Annotated in this window: 15 protein-coding genes; 6 read left to right on the top strand and 9 right to left on the bottom strand. The window is 59.0% G+C overall.

The genetic code is table 11. The annotated features are described in order from the left end of the window. Positions 1-53: 53 nt before the first annotated feature. The 4 genes from MHM86_RS01150 to MHM86_RS17120 all read right to left on the bottom strand — a co-directional run bounded on the left by MHM86_RS01150 (position 54) and on the right by MHM86_RS17120 (position 6,844). Positions 54-692 carry a DUF924 family protein gene (locus tag MHM86_RS01150; RefSeq protein ID WP_239194960.1) on the bottom strand — a complete coding sequence of 213 codons (639 nt, stop codon included), beginning with the start codon at positions 690-692 and terminating at the stop codon, positions 54-56. A 94-nt stretch (positions 693-786) separates the two neighbouring features. Then, positions 787-2,055, bottom strand: a complete 1,269-nt coding sequence (locus MHM86_RS01145) for an MFS transporter (RefSeq protein WP_239194959.1) — start codon at positions 2,053-2,055, stop codon at positions 787-789. Between the two features lie 249 nt (positions 2,056-2,304). Beyond that, the gene (gene queA / locus MHM86_RS01140; RefSeq protein WP_239194957.1) at positions 2,305-3,357 is read right to left on the bottom strand and encodes a tRNA preQ1(34) S-adenosylmethionine ribosyltransferase-isomerase QueA; all 1,053 of its coding nucleotides are present in this window, start codon (positions 3,355-3,357) and stop codon (positions 2,305-2,307) included. A gap of 55 nt (positions 3,358-3,412) precedes the next feature. Next, on the bottom strand, positions 3,413-6,844 hold the full coding sequence (locus MHM86_RS17120; RefSeq protein ID WP_239194955.1) for a DUF3971 domain-containing protein: 3,432 nt from the start codon (positions 6,842-6,844) through the stop codon (positions 3,413-3,415). A 191-nt stretch (positions 6,845-7,035) separates the two neighbouring features. Here MHM86_RS17120 and bcp point away from each other — a divergent pair, with 191 nt between their 5' ends. The 4 genes from bcp (at position 7,036) to MHM86_RS01115 (ending at position 10,397) form a co-directional block, all read left to right on the top strand. Beyond that, positions 7,036-7,491 (top strand): thioredoxin-dependent thiol peroxidase, encoded by a 456-nt coding sequence (bcp, locus tag MHM86_RS01130; protein WP_239194953.1) that lies wholly within the window; start codon positions 7,036-7,038, stop codon positions 7,489-7,491. A 40-nt stretch (positions 7,492-7,531) separates the two neighbouring features. Further along, complete coding sequence (locus MHM86_RS01125) at positions 7,532-8,368, top strand: ferritin-like domain-containing protein (RefSeq protein WP_239194951.1); 837 nt, start codon at positions 7,532-7,534, stop codon at positions 8,366-8,368. 222 nt (positions 8,369-8,590) lie between these two features. After that, positions 8,591-9,916, top strand: coding sequence for a M23 family metallopeptidase (locus MHM86_RS01120; protein ID WP_239194948.1), 1,326 nt, complete (start codon positions 8,591-8,593; stop codon positions 9,914-9,916). Beyond that, positions 9,906-10,397 (top strand): polymer-forming cytoskeletal protein, encoded by a 492-nt coding sequence (locus tag MHM86_RS01115; RefSeq protein WP_239194945.1) that lies wholly within the window; start codon positions 9,906-9,908, stop codon positions 10,395-10,397. The genes MHM86_RS01120 and MHM86_RS01115 overlap by 11 nt, the downstream gene beginning before the upstream one ends. A 257-nt stretch (positions 10,398-10,654) precedes the next feature. Here the strand turns inward: MHM86_RS01115 and MHM86_RS01110 are convergent, their stop codons facing one another. The 4 genes from MHM86_RS01110 to MHM86_RS01095 form a co-directional block, all read right to left on the bottom strand. Next, the gene (locus tag MHM86_RS01110) at positions 10,655-11,032 is read right to left on the bottom strand and encodes a hypothetical protein (protein WP_239194942.1); all 378 of its coding nucleotides are present in this window, start codon (positions 11,030-11,032) and stop codon (positions 10,655-10,657) included. 330 nt (positions 11,033-11,362) lie between these two features. Continuing rightward, complete coding sequence (locus tag MHM86_RS01105) at positions 11,363-11,953, bottom strand: hypothetical protein (RefSeq protein WP_239194939.1); 591 nt, start codon at positions 11,951-11,953, stop codon at positions 11,363-11,365. Between the two features lie 5 nt (positions 11,954-11,958). Then, on the bottom strand, positions 11,959-12,657 hold the full coding sequence (locus MHM86_RS01100) for an MmgE/PrpD family protein (protein ID WP_239194936.1): 699 nt from the start codon (positions 12,655-12,657) through the stop codon (positions 11,959-11,961). A gap of 104 nt (positions 12,658-12,761) precedes the next feature. Further along, complete coding sequence (locus tag MHM86_RS01095) at positions 12,762-13,211, bottom strand: type II toxin-antitoxin system RatA family toxin (RefSeq protein ID WP_239194933.1); 450 nt, start codon at positions 13,209-13,211, stop codon at positions 12,762-12,764. A gap of 80 nt (positions 13,212-13,291) precedes the next feature. Here MHM86_RS01095 and hpt point away from each other — a divergent pair, with 80 nt between their 5' ends. Next, positions 13,292-13,843, top strand: coding sequence for a hypoxanthine phosphoribosyltransferase (gene hpt, locus MHM86_RS01090; protein ID WP_239194930.1), 552 nt, complete (start codon positions 13,292-13,294; stop codon positions 13,841-13,843). Between the two features lie 104 nt (positions 13,844-13,947). Here the strand turns inward: hpt and lipA are convergent, their stop codons facing one another. Continuing rightward, a complete protein-coding gene (lipA, locus tag MHM86_RS01085) occupies positions 13,948-14,898 on the bottom strand; it encodes a lipoyl synthase (protein WP_239194928.1) in 951 nt (316 codons plus the stop codon). Positions 14,899-15,213: 315 nt separating this feature from the next. On the opposite strand from lipA, the gene MHM86_RS01080 reads away from it, so the two are divergent. Continuing rightward, positions 15,214-15,762 (top strand): peroxiredoxin, encoded by a 549-nt coding sequence (locus tag MHM86_RS01080; RefSeq protein ID WP_239194926.1) that lies wholly within the window; start codon positions 15,214-15,216, stop codon positions 15,760-15,762. Positions 15,763-15,903 lie beyond the last annotated feature (141 nt).

Genomic DNA, 15,903 nt, shown 5'->3' with positions numbered 1-15,903 from the left:
TGTTGTTAAACAGTCAGAATTTTACATCAAGCCCGTCCCAGATGGCGTGCAGATCATACTGCGGCCGCTGCAGCCCCCTGCAACTCGCGCACCACATCGCCATAACCACTCTCGGCCAGGAAAGCGCGTTCATGCGGTGTGTTGTGACGGCCAAGCGCCGCATTGCGGTAAGGGAAACGACCGAAATCACGGATCACCTTACGGTGCGCCTTGGCGTGCAGCAGATTGCTGCCACCTTGTTGCGGCATACGTTCCTTCATCATCCGCACACAACGTTCCTGATCACAAAGGTTTTCCGAATGCATCAGCGGCAGGTAGAAGAACTGGCGCGCAGGTGCGTCGATCTTCATGTCCCAGTGATGATCAATCGCGATCTTTGCCGCCGCCAGCGCCTTGGCATCGGTGGCAAAGGCCTGCCCACTGCCACGGAACATATTGCGCGGAAACTGATCCAGCAAAATGATATAGGCCAGCGCGCCGCTGGGATAGGTCAGCCACATGCCGAACCGCCCTGCCCGCGCAGCCTGCCATGCTTCACCAAAGCGTGCCGTGATTTTGGCGTCCAGCTCAGCATCGCTGAGATACCAGCTCTTTTCGCCCACTTCATCCAGCCAGAAGGTCAGCACCTCTTCGGGGGTGCATTTGATGTTCAGCGACGTCTGTTTTTTGGTTTTTGTCATTGTTCCAGCCATGCCCGCCTCCTGTCTACAGAGCTGTTCGTAACGCAACGTTAATCACGAACAGCCGCTGAGGGACAGTCAACTTTTACAACGGTTTGTATTAATTTTAAGTGTTTGCGCTCACAGTATCGTCGTCCTCGCTGGCACTCTCGATGGCGTATTCACGGGCAAACTCCACCGCGACCGGCGTGGCCGATGCCATAACCGGTTGATAGCTGGTTGTGTCCTCGGTCGGGATCGCTGCGCGCTGGGTCATCCGGTAAATCGCATAAGCACCGGTGGCAAACAGCAGCACCGCGATCAACACGAAATACCCCTCAGGCCCCACAACGCCCATCAGCCAACCCGTGATCAGCGGCCCCAGAATCGCACCCACCCCGTTGATAAACACCAAACCACCAGAGGCGGCGGCCATATCGTCTGGATCGAGGAAGTCGTTGGTATAAGCCACCAACAACGAATAAAGCGGGTTCACCATGCCACCGACAACAAAGGCCGCAACCAGAAGCACCTCAAACGCGTTGTTGCTGAAGATGCCGATCACACCGCCCACACCGCCCAGGCCGGCCACAATCGCGATCAACAAACGTCGATCCATGCGGTCCGAAATCCAGCCCAATGGGTATTGCAACAGCACCGCGCCCACATAGAACGCTGCCACAAAGATCGAGATTTGTGGCACCGTCAATCCCGCTGCGCCGCCGTAAACAGCCGCCATACCGAACTGTGCTGCGAACACACCGCCCAGCAGGAACATACCCACACAACCCAGCGGTGACACCTTCAGCAACTCTTTGATTGACAAGGGTTTCGCCGAGCCAAACGCAGGTGTTGGACTGATGGACAGCAAAATGGGCGCAAAGGACACGGAAACGAGGACAGAGATGATGATAAACAGCTCATACCCCGACGGATCCGCAACCAGCAGCAGGCCCTGTGCCGCCACGATGCCGAAGGTCTGCACGATCATGTATAGCGACAGCGCCTTGCCACGGTTTTCATTGCTGGCCGCGTTGTTGATCCAGCTCTCGGTGGTCACATACACGCCCGAAAAACAGAACCCGATGACCACACGCCCCAAAATCCAAGTCGCCGGATGCACCAGCGCCGGATAAAGGATCAGCACCGCCGAAATCATCGATGCCAGCGCCGCAAAGACCCGCACATGCCCCACACGGCGGATCATCTCCGGCGCCATCCGCGATCCACCAAGGAAGCCAATGAAATAGGCCGACATCACCATCGACATTTCTAGGGTCGAAAACCCCTCGATATCGCCGCGCACACCCAAAAGCGTCCCCTGAAGGCCGTTGCCAACCATCAAGAGCATAAGGCCAAGGAACAGCGCCCAGGCGCTGGAAAGGATCTGGATCATCAGGTTAATCCCGATTGCGCACATCGCAATGTGCTGGGGTTTCAAACAGATTCGCTGACTAGCTTACTGCAAAATCGGAAAAACTGATGAAAACGACTTTGGCCGGGTCGTTTTCACGTCATTGGGGCGCGCGCCGGCACAATCGCGCTGCACTGCGGCGTGTTTGCCACACATATGGGCGCAATGGTTTGTTAACCTCCTGCACCTGCGCAGGCGGCGCAGCGCAAGACGACGGATGACGCCCCAATATCACCCTTCGGGGATCAGCAGCGACGCATCGCCATATGAGAAAAAGCGATAACCATCCGCCACCGCATGTTTATAGACGCTGTCCATCACATCTTTCCCCATCAGGGCGGACACCAACATCAACAGCGTTGATTTCGGCAAATGAAAATTGGTCATCAGCGCATCGGTGACGTTGAACGTGAACCCTGGGTAGATGAAAATATCCGTCTCCCCTTCCCACGGTTCAATCGCGCCAGACCGGCCTGCACTTTCGATCAGGCGCAGGGCGGTGGTGCCGACAGGGATCACCCGACCGCCCGCCGCTTTGGTCGCCGCGATTTCTGCCGCAGCAGCCGCTGTCACTTGCCCCCATTCGGCGTGCATTTTGTGGGTTGTGACATCCTCGACCTTCACCGGCAGGAAGGTGCCCGCGCCGACATGCAGCGTCACATGCGTCACCTCAACGCCACGCGCAGCCAAGGCCTGCATCAGCGCCTCATCGAAATGGAGCGATGCGGTGGGCGCGGCAACCGCGCCGGTGTGTTTGGCCCATAGGGTCTGATAATCCTCTTTGTCCTGCTGATCCGCAGGACGTTTGGCCGCGATGTATGGCGGCAGCGGCATCGCGCCTGCCTCGGCCAGAGCCGCGTCAAAATCATCACCCGTCAAATTGAACCGCAAATGCGCCTGACCGTCTGCCTTGCCTTCCAGCGTCGCAGAAAGAGCTGGCGAAAATTCGATCACCTCGCCCTCACGGATTTTCTTCAGTGGTTTCAGCAGTGCCGCCCATGCGCCATCAGCCCGGGGTTCCAAAAGCGTCACGTCCATTTTGGCCCGCGTTTCCCCCAACTCGCCCATACGGGGACGCTGACCGAAAAGGCGCGCGGGGATCACCTTGGTGTCATTCAGCACCAGCCGGTCACCGGGACGCAGGAACTGCGGCAGGTCAATCGCGTGGTGATCACTGATCGCCTGCCCCTGACAGACCAGCATCCGCGCAGAGGAGCGAGGTTTGGCCGGACGGGTGGCAATCAATTCCTCGGGCAGGTCGAAATCAAAATCAGCGAGTTTCATAGGTTCACATCACTTACGCGGTTGCTCTGGCAGCGGCCTATGTAAACGACGCGGCCTATTGGTCAACCTTTGGCGGCGGGCGACGGAAAATCTCCCGGAACATGCCGGGCGTAAAGAGCGACAGCGGATTGACAATGACCCGCGGATCATCCCCCCTGCCGCGCAACAAATAGTTAAAGCCGATCAGCCCCTCCCCCTTGCGCGTCAACAGCGACCCGATGCCGTTCACCATATAGACCGGTGACAGCACGCCCTGAAAATCCATCTGCCGCTCCTTCAGGTCGTAATAGCCGTCAATCGACAGCCCCATAGAGGCACCAACCGCCGATGCACGGCTGAGGATCAGGCGATCCGGTGTCAGGCGGAACCGCGCCTCAACATTGGAAAAAAGGATGCCGCCCGCCGCCATCTGTTCGACCAGCCCCACAACGCTGACCGCATGCAGCAGGCTGGCCAACACCGGCACCTCAATGACGCGGGTGCCCGTGACGTTCAGCTCACCGTCATAGTGACCGGGGGTATCGACCTCTGTCAGGCGCAGGATCATTTCACCGCCGCGGGCCTGTTTCATTAGCCCCGCCGCCTTGAACACCGCGCCCGCATCGGGGCTGCGCAATTCATAGGCGCTGCGACTGCCCGCGCTGTAAACAGTGCCATTCACCGGTGCCTGCCCGTTGACCTGCGCGGTGAAATCCCCGTTGAGGCCGCGACCAGCCAGAAACTGACCGGCGAGGTTTGTCAGCCGCAGACTGTCAGATATGCGCAGCTGATCCAAACCACCACTAAGAGGCGTCACCGCGCCCGATGCACTGGCCTGCCGTTGAGTGGCCCGCTCTCCTGCTTTGGGCACATGTCGCAGATCAACGGTGCCCCCCTGCAGCAGCACCTCCGGCGTTTTACCCTTGCCGCGCCCTTTTAGCGTCACCTTGGCGTCCAGCCAGCGCCCTGCCTGCAACTGGGACAAGGTCAGTTCTTTCATCCCGCCATCAGGCCGCAGCGACAGTGCGCCGCGCGCCCGCAACCCCGCCGCCTCAAGGCTGAGGGTGTTGATCTGGGCAGGTTTGCTCAGCCGTCCGGCCACAGTCAGCGATCCGTTGCGCGATTGCGGCAGGGACCAGTAAAGCGGCGGCAGCGACAGGCCGACACCTGCCAGATCAGAGGTCAGCTGGAATTCAGGCGGGCGGCCCTTTTGCAGGGTCACATCCATCTGACCACGCCCAACGCCGCGCAACGTGCCTTTGGGCAGGTCGATGTTAAATGCATCTAACGCGCGATTGCTGATTTCGATCGAACCGGTCAGCTGCGCCTTGCCACGATCTGCCTTTTTCAGGCTGCTTTCATAAACCGCATCAAAAGGCACCCCTTCCAGCGTGCCGGGGCCGGTGATCACCATACGGTCATTGTCCGCACGCAGCTCCAGACGATCGGCGCGCAACTGGCGATCCTTCACCAATGTGGTGCTGGCCACATCCGACAGCACCGCCGCCACCTGAAAGCGCAGCAAGTCTGGCGGCAACTTCTTACGCAGGGGCATCCGCAATTCCCCCCGCGCCACCACTTCGCCCGACGCCAGATCCAGATCCCGCCCGGCCTTATCCAGCACCGACAAAGGCGGCAGATTCAACAGCGATAGCGCCGCGCGCAGCTTGCCGCTGGCGGCAAGGCTCACCTCCGCGGGCGCAGGTTTGATGCGAATGTCAGGGATCACAAAACTGGTGCCGGTGACATCAATCTGTCCCCCCTTTGGCGGGGTCAGATAGCCACCGTCAGCCACGGCAGTGAATCGGTTGCCCTCTAGGACCGCGTGCCCATGCGCCTGTTCGACCACCGGCAGTTTGCGGCTGTAGCGCAGACGCGTGTCGGCAAATTCAAAGCTGGCATAGGTCTGTGCGTCGCCATCCGCTGGTTTGCGAAAGGCGAAATGGCCGTTGGTCACCGTGGTCTCATAGATATTTTCCGCCACCCAAGTGCGCGACTTGGGCTTCAGCGTTTCGGGCCACATCCGCAACAGCGCCGGCACATCCAGCGTCTGCGCCTGCGCCGACAGTGACAGCGCCCAACCAGCCTGCCCTACTTCTGCGCGGCCCTGTGCGACAATGGTTTGACCTTCGGCCGTCAGCGCCAGTTCGCCCAATGTCAGGGCGAAGGGATCCAGATCCAGCTGGAAACTCATCAATGCCTGATCCACCGCGATGGGATCGGCCAAGTAGTCTTCGGGTGCTGCCGACAGTTTGCTGAGGCGGAACTGCCCCTCAAACCCTTGCGGCAGACCACCCTCCATACCGCGCAGTGTCGCCTGACCGTCTGCCTCTAACGCGATCCAGTCGCTGTCCACTGCCAGATCATCGAACCGCAGGATCTGACCGGCAGGATCATAGGTGAAGTAGCTGCGGGCCGAGCGAAACGGCACTGGCTTAGCCTGTGGGCTGGGCTGAATCGCGCCACCGGCGGTTTGCAAGGTGCCGCTGATCGCGCCCAGACTGCCATCTTCGTTCAACGATCCGCGCAACGCGCCAGAGATCGGCGCCTGCACCGCACCCAACCACGCCACCGCCGCCGACTGCAAGGCAATGTCCGGCCCTGCCATATCCTCAAACAGCATGCCAAAGCGTGCGGCAGTTTCCCCAATGCGACTATCGAAAGTGGTTTCAATTGTGGTCACATATTCATGTCCGCCCAGCACCGACAGATCACCGCGCAGGCGCAGATCATCGCCGTCACGGGTCAGATCCACACGACCGCCATCCACAGTCCAGGCACGCCCCACACGGGCATCCTCATAGCGCAGGATCACACCGTCAGCGATAACCGATTGCACATGGCGCAATTCATCGCTTTGCAGCCAGTTGTCTATTTCGGCGACAATCTCTGCTGGACTGGCGCCCGTGCCGACGGCGGGCACGGCATTGCCAAACGCAATGTCAAACGACCCATCGCTGAGGCGGCGTATCACCATTTCTGCGCCCGACACCTGCAAACGCCCCAGTCGCAGCTGGCCGTCAAACAGCGGATCCGTTGCCAACCGCACCGTCAACGCATCCAGCAGCACCATCTGGCGCCCCTGATCATCGTCAATTTCCACCCCATGCAGCGTGACGCGCGGACGGATACCCGTGCCCAGCTCGACCTTCAGATCATCAAACCGCACCTGACCCGCAGGTAGCATCTGCGACAGACGCGCCTCCAGCCGCGTATGCACCCAATCCGGCACGTCCATCTCACGACCAATCAGCCAGAACACAAGGGCCGCAAATAGCAGGGCAAAACCACTGGTACAGCCCAGCGACCAGAAACAGATCCGCCACACCCGACGACGACGCGGCGCGGGCTCTGACGCACCGGCGGCGTCAGACGGGTCAGCAGGCGCATCCGTGCTGTTGGCCGGCTCACCGCCCGCCAATTCCGAAACCTCAGAAGCAACAGCCCCCGACATCTCAGCCTCTTGATTTGCCTCTTGATCTGTCTCTTGATCCTGTGCGGGTTTCACCGCCTGCGCTCCTGCTCTTCTTGTTCAGGACGGAACCAGTCCGCGCCACCATGATCCGCGTCGCCAGCCCCTAAATAGACCATCGACCTTTCGCAGCGGCATTTTACCCATGCGCCCTTTATTCTGTCCGTCTTAGGACTATACCGTGTGTCGAACCACTTCAAATCAACTCCTCGCATAAGGACACGTCTGTGACACACACATCTGCCCCTGATTTCACTTTGCCGCAGGACGGCGGCGATTCTGTGACCCTGTCAGCCTTGCGTCCAGCACCGGTTGTTCTGTTCTTCTACCCCCGTGACAACACCCCCGGCTGCACCACCGAAGCACAGGATTTCACTGCGCACAAAGCCGAGTTTGAAGCACTGGGCGCTCAGGTCTTCGGCATATCCAAAGACAGCCTTACCAGCCATGCAAAATTCCGCGAGAAGAAGGCCCTCGGCATATCTTTGCTGTCTGACGAGGATAGCACAGTCTGCGAGGATTTCGGCGTCTGGAAAGAAAAATCCATGTACGGCAAGAAATTCATGGGCATCGAACGCTCTACCTTCCTGATCGCGGGGGACGGCACCATTGTGCGCGAATGGCGTAAAGTGAAGGTTAAAGGCCACGTCGAAGAGGTGCTGGACGCGGTCAAAGCACTATGAGAAAAGCGCCCCCGAACCATGACGTTTGGGGGCGCCTCATATGACACAGAAAACCCTAACCCAGATGGCGGTGGAGGTTCTAACCACCGCCGATGGCCGTAAAAAAACCGCGCTATCGCATCAATATGCAGCCGATTGGTTTGCCGCCCGCAGCGCTGGCACGCCGCTGCCAGTGGGTCAGGCCGAACCGCCTTTGCGCCCCGCCCGTCCTGAAAAACCCGAACTGCTGGATCCCCGCGACGTGCCCCGCCGCCGCCCCGGCAGCCCTGAGGGACGCAAAGCGATCCTACACGCGGTGGCGCATATCGAATTGAACGCGGTGGATCTGCACTGGGACATCATTGCCCGTTTCGGACATGTCAAAATGCCGCTGGGATTTTACGATGACTGGGTAAAATCCGCAGATGAAGAATCAAAGCATTTCAATATGGTATGCGACTGTCTTGAAGCGATGGGCAGCCACTATGGCGCCATGCCGGCCCACGCTGGCATGTGGCGCGCGGCAGAGGACACGGTGGATGACATCATGGGCCGCCTTGCCGTGGTGCCAATGGTGCTGGAGGCCCGCGGCCTCGATGTAACACCCGGCATGATCGAGATTTTCAAGAAAGCCAAAGAGAGCGCAACCATCGAAGCCCTAGAAGTGATCTACGCCGAAGAAGTGGGCCATGTGGCCTACGGGTCAAAATGGTTCCACTTCCTCTGCGGTCGGCACGATCTGGATCCCAAAGACGAATTCCACCGCCTGGTGCGCACCTATTTTCACGGCGCGCTGAAGCCACCGTTCAATGAGGAAAAACGCGCCGAGGCTGGCCTGCCGCCAGATTTCTACTGGCCGCTGGCCGACCAAACCCCGCAAAAGCAGCGCGGCGCCTGACTGTGCAGCGCTGTCCGCTGTCTGCCCCCCCTGTCTGCCCCCTTGTCTGCAACACCCGCAGAATATCGGCAATTTTTCGCCAACTAGGCGGAAAACAACCACTATTCCAGCGACCATTTGCTAAAAATGTTGCCTTGGCTCATGGGGCTGGTAAACACCACTCCGGTGGATCCGCCATAGAAACGGACCATCGACGAGTGGGGACATACAAAGGACGGCTACGTGAGAACACGTCTCGCTATTCGCATCAATGCTATGCTGGAAACCTGGTTTCCGGAACGTAGGGTTTTCCTGCGTTCTGACAGCGACACACGCTTTATTCGTCTGCGCCCGATGACGCAGCTGATCGGCTTCGCTGGCAGCGCCACAGTGGTCGCCTGGGCGATTGTGGCGACAGCAATCCTGCTGATGGATAATATTGGCGCTGGCAACTTCCGCGAACAGGCCAAACGCGATCAACGCTCCTATGAAAACAGACTGAACCAGCTGGCCGCAGAACGCGACACCCGCGAAGCCGAAGCAATCGCCGCACAGGCACGGTTCAATCTGGCGCTGGAACAAATCTCTGACATGCAGAGCAAACTGCTGGCCTCCGAAATTTCGCGCGCCGAACTGGAAACCGGCATTGAAGTCATTCAAGCCAACCTGCGCGACGCGATGGGTGAACGCGACCAAGCCCGCGGTCGTCTGGCGGTGCTGCAACAGATAACCGATGCCGACACCTCCGGTGCTGCGCCGCAGGGCCATGACGAAACGCTGGACTTCATGGTCGCGGCTCTGGCCAACACCGCACAGGAGCGCGACCAGATTCTGGCCGACGCGCAGCAGGCGCTGCGCGATGCCGAAGATCTGCAGTTCCAAATCAAACTGATGGAGGATCAGAACGACCAGATCTTCCGCCAGCTTGAAGATGCGATGACCATTTCCGTCAAACCACTGGACAAAATGTTCCGCGCCGCTGGCCTGTCGACCAAAAGCCTGATCAGTCAGGTCCGTGCGAACCACGCTGGTCAGGGCGGCCCGCTGGTGCCTCTGTCATTTTCCACCAAGGGCGAAGAACCCTCACTGGATGAACTGCGCGCAAACCGCATCCTGCGTCAGCTGGATCAGCTAAACCTCTACCGTATCGCCGCCTCCAAGGCACCCTTTGCCAAACCGGTGAAGGACACGGTGCGCTTCACCAGTGGTTTCGGCTATCGTCGTGACCCGAAAACCGGCGGTCGCCGCCTGCACAAGGGCGCTGACTTCGCTGGCCCCCGCGGCACCCCGATTTATTCCACCGCCGATGGCGTCATCATCCATGCCGGCTGGTCCTCGGGCTACGGACGGTTGATTAAAATCCAACATGCCTTCGGCATCGAAACCCGCTACGCTCATTTGTCGAAAATTCGCGTGAAGGTCGGCCAAAGGGTCTCGCGCGGGGATCGTATCGGTGATATGGGGAATACCGGACGTTCAACCGGGACCCATCTCCACTACGAGGTGCGCGTAGGTGGCAAACCCCAAAACCCCATGACGTATATCAAGGCGGCAAACGATGTTTTCTAAGAGCAAAATCAACGAACCCGGCCCCAAGGCCACCGAAACTCCGAAATCGGCAGCGCTTGAGGCCATCCCGGCCGCGCCCAAGCCTGACTTCAAACCGACCCCGGCAAAGGCCAAGCCTGCCGCATCGGTCCTGTCCTCTGACCTGCACATCACCGGCAACTTGAAAACCACCGGTGACATTCAGGTCGAAGGCACCGTCGAAGGCGACATCCGCGCGCACCTGCTGACTGTCGGCGAAACCGCCACCATCAAGGGCGAGATCGTCGCAGACGACGTGGTGATCAATGGCCGCATCGTGGGCCGCGTGCGCGGCCTCAAGGTCCGCCTGACCTCGACCGCCCGGGTCGAAGGCGACATCATTCACAAAACCATCGCCATCGAAAGCGGCGCACATTTCGAAGGCTCGGTTCAGCGTCAGGACGATCCCCTGTCCGGCGGCAAAACTGTCCCCGCCCCTGCAGCCCCTGCTGCGCAGGGCTAAGCGACCGCTCAGTGAGAGTTCCAAGGGCGTCCCGTTTCGGGGCGCCTTTTTCGTTGGCTGACTTCACAGCTGACCTTTGAACTGCCCCTTCCTCCTTTACCTGTCAGTATTAATACGGGACCGTAACGCACCTGCCCGACAGATTTTATGCGCCTTTTATGAATATTCCCCTAACGCCAGCGCCGTTGAGCAAAACAAAAGCGCCCTCCGATCCGGGGGCGCTTTTCGGTTGAGAGAGCCGAGAAAGTTTGTGGCGTTTACGAAATCTCAACTTTCCAGTGCGACAGTGCCTTGGTCAGGGCCGCAGCTGCATCGGCGTAGTAGCCAGTGGCCAGTTCATCAATCGCCGCGTCGAAATTGCCGGTGGCGATCAGCGCCGCAACTCCGCAGGCGGCGTCGTGCAGGTCAAGGTGCAGCGCGTCAACTTCTTTGGCGCGGGTGGTCATCTGTGCGTTGTCTTTCAGGAAGGAGATCAGTTTACCCAGACCACATTTCTCGGCGTTCTTATAGGCGCGCACCGGCAGGCTGCGGTTGCCGTCGATAGCAGCGGCGCGCAGCTGATGACCCAGAACGTAATGTGCAACGATGCTGTTGTTGATGATCTCAGCGGTGTTCAGAACGGTCATCTGGGTCATGGTGTTTCTCTTTCTCGTTTGTCGCTTATGCGATTGTGTGCTCGTGCTCTCTACAAACGAATATAGATATCCGCCTTTATCGCCTCAATTGAGATAAAGTATGGTCCGCCCTCTCGATGGTCCTAAGGCGCATAGGCCGTTCCGGCGGGGACGGCGCGGCCTTTTGCCGGATGGTGCTAAAATGCGCCCTCTCGAACCGCTGGCACGGACCTAGAAAGGATATAGTCGCGATATATCCTTCGGGAGGTAGGAGACAGGAAAAATGGGTGGGGCGGGACATGTGCCGCCCGAAATCGCACAGATGGCCCGCAGACGTCGAACCGTAAACCTTTAGGTCAGGAGGGCCGCAAAATTATCGGGGGATTGCAGCCCGTCAACTGCCAGCCAAAGCGCGGCAGCTCTCTCGTCCCCCACCAGCGCCCCTGCCTTGCGCAAGACCTGCGCCTTACGCTGCGCAAGGTCCAGAGGCGCAATCATGTCATGGGACGCCTCAAACAGGCCCTTGCGGCTTTGCACCCTGAGGCGGGCCGCCGTTTCGCTGGTCGTGGGGTCAACACGAACGCGCACTTTGGCGCGCAGGGCCTGTACCGCTGGATCGGCGCAGGTGGCATCGCTGAACCGGGCTGGTTGCGTGGTGTCATAACCAAGGATCGCCATCGCTAAGACCGTGGCAATAGAATAGCGTGCGCTCGAGCCGGTCATCGGCGCAGCATCCGCACATCCCCGCACCCGACGCGGATGCACAACGACCTCGATCACGCGCAAATCCTCTGCGCGCAGTGGCAGCAGGTCCTGCAACGCCAGCAGTGCCGGCTGGATCCCTTGATCACAAGCGTGAAACCGATGACTGATCCCCGCGACCATCCAGATCGCACCCAAACTGGCCAGAGCATTCGGGGCAGAGGGGGGCGCCGTTGGCACAGCATTCAATGCAGGCTGCGCAACTGCCCCCCCTGCGCGGCCAATCCTGCGGCCTCAACCCCATAGCTGGCAGCAAGGCCCGCGTCATAGGCTGGCCCCATTGCACCAGCCTCCACAGCGGCCCCGCGCGCACGGTCCATAACCAAAGCCAGCGCGAATTGAGTGTCAGCGGCGGTCAGTTGCAACAGATGCGCCGCGGCCAGCACAGCGCCGACACCCCCCGAAATCCCTGTCAGATCAAACGGAGGGTACGCCGTTTCCCCCCCTGACGCAGAGGCTGTCAGCCACATGCCCATACGCATTGCCCCCTCCATCCCAACCGCGCAGGCCGTTTGAAAAGATCGGGCATCCGCCCCCGTTTTCTGCGCCACCGCCAACGCCGCGGGCACAACACTGGCGGAGGGATGAATGCCCGTGCCCAGACACAGATCGTCAAATTCGGCGGCCCGACCGATGGTGCCGTTCGCTAACGCAGCCATCCGTGCGGGCACCGCCCCGCCACCAACCAAACCTGCCTGGGGCGCGCCGCCCTCCTCCATCGCCTGAGCGCGCAAGATCGCCGCAACCGGATCGCCAAGGCCCGCCCGCGCACAGGCCGCCCAGTCGATCAACGACAGTTGCACCATTGACCGCGCCTCAGCGCTGATGTCCTCAAACGCCGTTGTCGTGGCAAATTCCGCCAGTTTTTGGGTAAAGCTGCGCATCACCGGATCCCCCTGCAACCGCAGGCTATCCCATCCGTGTTAGGCAGGAAAAGACCGCGAAGCGCCAGAAATCCGTCAGCGGCATCGCGCCCTGTGTTCCAAGATCAAGCGTAGAGCGTCGCCGCGCGGCTTTCGAAGGCACGCACGATGCGCTGCATTGCCTCATTGAACACCACGCCGATGATGCCCTGCAGAACGGCATTCTTAAACTCGAAATCCACAAAGAAAGACACATCGCACTGCCCGTCCTCGCGGTCCGTGAAATGCCAGTAGCTTTTCATATATTTGAACGGGCCGTCCAGATATTCGGTGTCAATCCGCTTGCCCTCAGGCGAGAGCACCACGCGGCTTCCGAACCGTTCACGAAACACCTTGAAGGAAATGACCAGATCCGCCTCCATCACATCTGTCCCGTTGCCTTGCGGCGTTACCTTGCGGATGCGGGCGGCGGCGCACCATGGCAAGAACTTGGGATAGGTCGCCACATCCGCCACAAGGTCATACATCTGCTGGGCCGTATAGGGCATCTGGCGTGTTTCGGAATGTGTCGGCATTTCGCGGTCTTTTCCATCTTTTCACATGGTATCTCACAGGTTCATTTCGTAGAGTGGCGGCGAAATTGCAAGAGGGTCTCATGTCCAAGCGTCCTTATGTTATCGACGAAATGATCTCAGCCAAGCAAATCGCCGCCCGGATCGAATCCCTTGCGCGTGAGATTGAATTTGAATTTGGCAGCACCGACAAACTTATTGTTGTTGGTCTTCTGCGTGGTAGCTTTGTGTTTATCGCCGATATCGTGCGTGAATTGGGCCTGCCGGTGGAGGTCGATTTCCTTGAAGCGTCGTCCTACGGTAACGATATGGAAAGTTCCCGTGAGGTGCGCATCCTGAAAGATATTCGGGGCGAGGTTGAAGGCCGTGATGTGCTGGTGGTGGAAGACATCGTTGATACCGGCTTCACCCTGACCCATGTCCTGCGCCTGCTCAAAGGTCGCAGCCCGCGCAAACTGCGCACCATTGCGCTGCTGGACAAACCGTCGCGCCGTGAGGCGGACGTAAAGGCCGACTGGATCGGCTTTGAGATTCCAGATGAATTTGTCGTCGGCTACGGCATCGATTACGCCCAACGCAACCGCAACCTGCCTTTCATTGGCAAGGTGCGTTTTGTTGAGGAAGATGAGGTCTAAGCGACCGCATCACAGCACTGAAATAGGAAAAGCCGCTCCTGATACCGGGTCTTGATACCGGGGCGGCTTTTGGGTGTGTTTTTCGGTCTGTCAGGATGACAACCTTATGCCTGCCCCAGTTTTTTCAACCGCGCCTCGCGCAATTGGGCAAAGTCATCGCCTGCGTGATAGGACGAACGGGTCAGCGGAGTGGCGGAGACCATGAGGAAGCCCTTGCCATAGGCGGCTTTCTCATAGGCTTTGAACTCATCAGGATGCACGAAACGGTCCACCGCGTGGTGTTTCGGGGTCGGCTGCAGATACTGGCCGATGGTGAGGAAGTCGATGTCCGCAGCGCGCATGTCGTCCATCACTTGCCGTACTTCAGGAGCCTTTTCCCCAAGCCCCACCATAATGCCGGATTTGGTAAAGATCGTTGGGTCCAGTTCCTTCACCCGCTGCAACAGGCGCAGCGAGTGGAAATAACGCGCGCCAGGGCGCACTTCGAGGTAGAGGCCCGGAACGGTTTCAAGGTTGTGGTTGAAAACGTCGGGCTTGGCTGCGACCACGGTTTCCAAGGCGCCAGGAGCGGCTTTTAGAAAGTCGGGGGTCAGAATTTCAATCGTGGTTTTCGGTGACCGATGACGCACCGCGCGGATGGTCTGGGCGAAATGTTCCGCACCGCCATCTTTCAGATCGTCCCGGTCAACAGAGGTGATCACAACGTGGTTAAGCCCCAGTTTCTGCACCGCCATAGCAACGCGGCCCGGCTCAAACGCGTCCAAACCATCGGGTTTGCCAGTGGCGATGTTGCAGAAGGTGCAGCCGCGGGTACAGATATCGCCCATGATCATCATGGTCGCGTGGCCCTGCGACCAGCATTCACCTGCGTTGGGACATCCCGCCTCTTCACAAACTGTGACCAGTTTGTTTTCGCGCATGATCTTGTGGGTTTCTTTATACCCGTCGGACACCGGCGCCTTAACGCGGATCCAACTGGGTTTCTTTGGCTGGGCATTGTCGGGCCGGTGGGCCTTTTCGGGGTGCCGCTGCTGAGGAATCTTGAGATCGCGCACGGAAGCTATCCTGATATTCACCTGTCTGATTTCCTTACTATAACGTTGCGATACGAAAAGCACCATTCCCAGATGCAAGCTATGCGCCCAGTGCATACCTCTCAATAAACAGATGAAATGCGACGCTATGAGGGTTAATCCCGCCTCTTTTGCATTGCAGAAATCAGGCCAATTGCAGTGCAGCAAACGCTTACTTATTAATCATATTTTAATAAAAATCATATTTCTGCAGTGCGGCGAAATTGCGCTCTAGCCCCAAGTTTGGAATCGTTATAAAGAAGCGTCAGAGTTGTGACCTTAATCGAGGATAGACCGATGCAAGCAGGCCAAAAAGTACCCGCAGTTACCTTCCGCACCCGTGTTCGTGACGAATCCGTTGGTGGCCCGAACCCGTTCCGTTGGCAGGACATGTCCAGCGATGACTACTTCTCTGGCAAGCGCGTGATCCTTTTCTCGCTGCCGGGTGCCTTCACCCCCACCTGTTCCACCTATCAGTTGCCGGGCTTTGAAGACAACTTTGCCAAGTTCAACGAACTGGGCATCGAAGAGATCTACTGCATGTCGGTCAACGATAGCTTCGTGATGAACAAATGGGCCGAAGGTCAGGGCATCAAAAACGTCAAAGTGATCCCCGATGGGTCCGGTGAGTTCACCCGCAAGGCTGGCATGCTGGTCGCCAAGGATAACCTCGGCTTCGGCATGCGCTCCTGGCGCTATGCGGCGATCATCAACGACGGTCAGGTTGAGGCATGGTTCGAAGAGCCCGGCCTGAGCGACAACCACGGTGAAGACCCCTACGGCGAAAGCTCGCCCGAGAACCTGCTGAAGCATCTGGAAGCAGGCGCAGAGGTTGCGGCAGAGTAAGCCCTGCCCCCTTTGACAGACTTCAGACCCCCGCGACTGGCCTGCCGTCGCGGGGTTTCTTTTTGCGCGGCCACAGCGCTGGTCGCTTGCAACGGATCAAAGGCGGACGCGCTCCTTCAGGGCGCTCCCGAAGGTGACCGT

The sequence above is a fragment of the Thalassobius sp. Cn5-15 genome (genome assembly GCF_022347685.1).
GTDB lineage: Bacteria > Pseudomonadota > Alphaproteobacteria > Rhodobacterales > Rhodobacteraceae > Thalassobius.
This window is presented reverse-complemented; position numbering and strand designations above follow the sequence as displayed.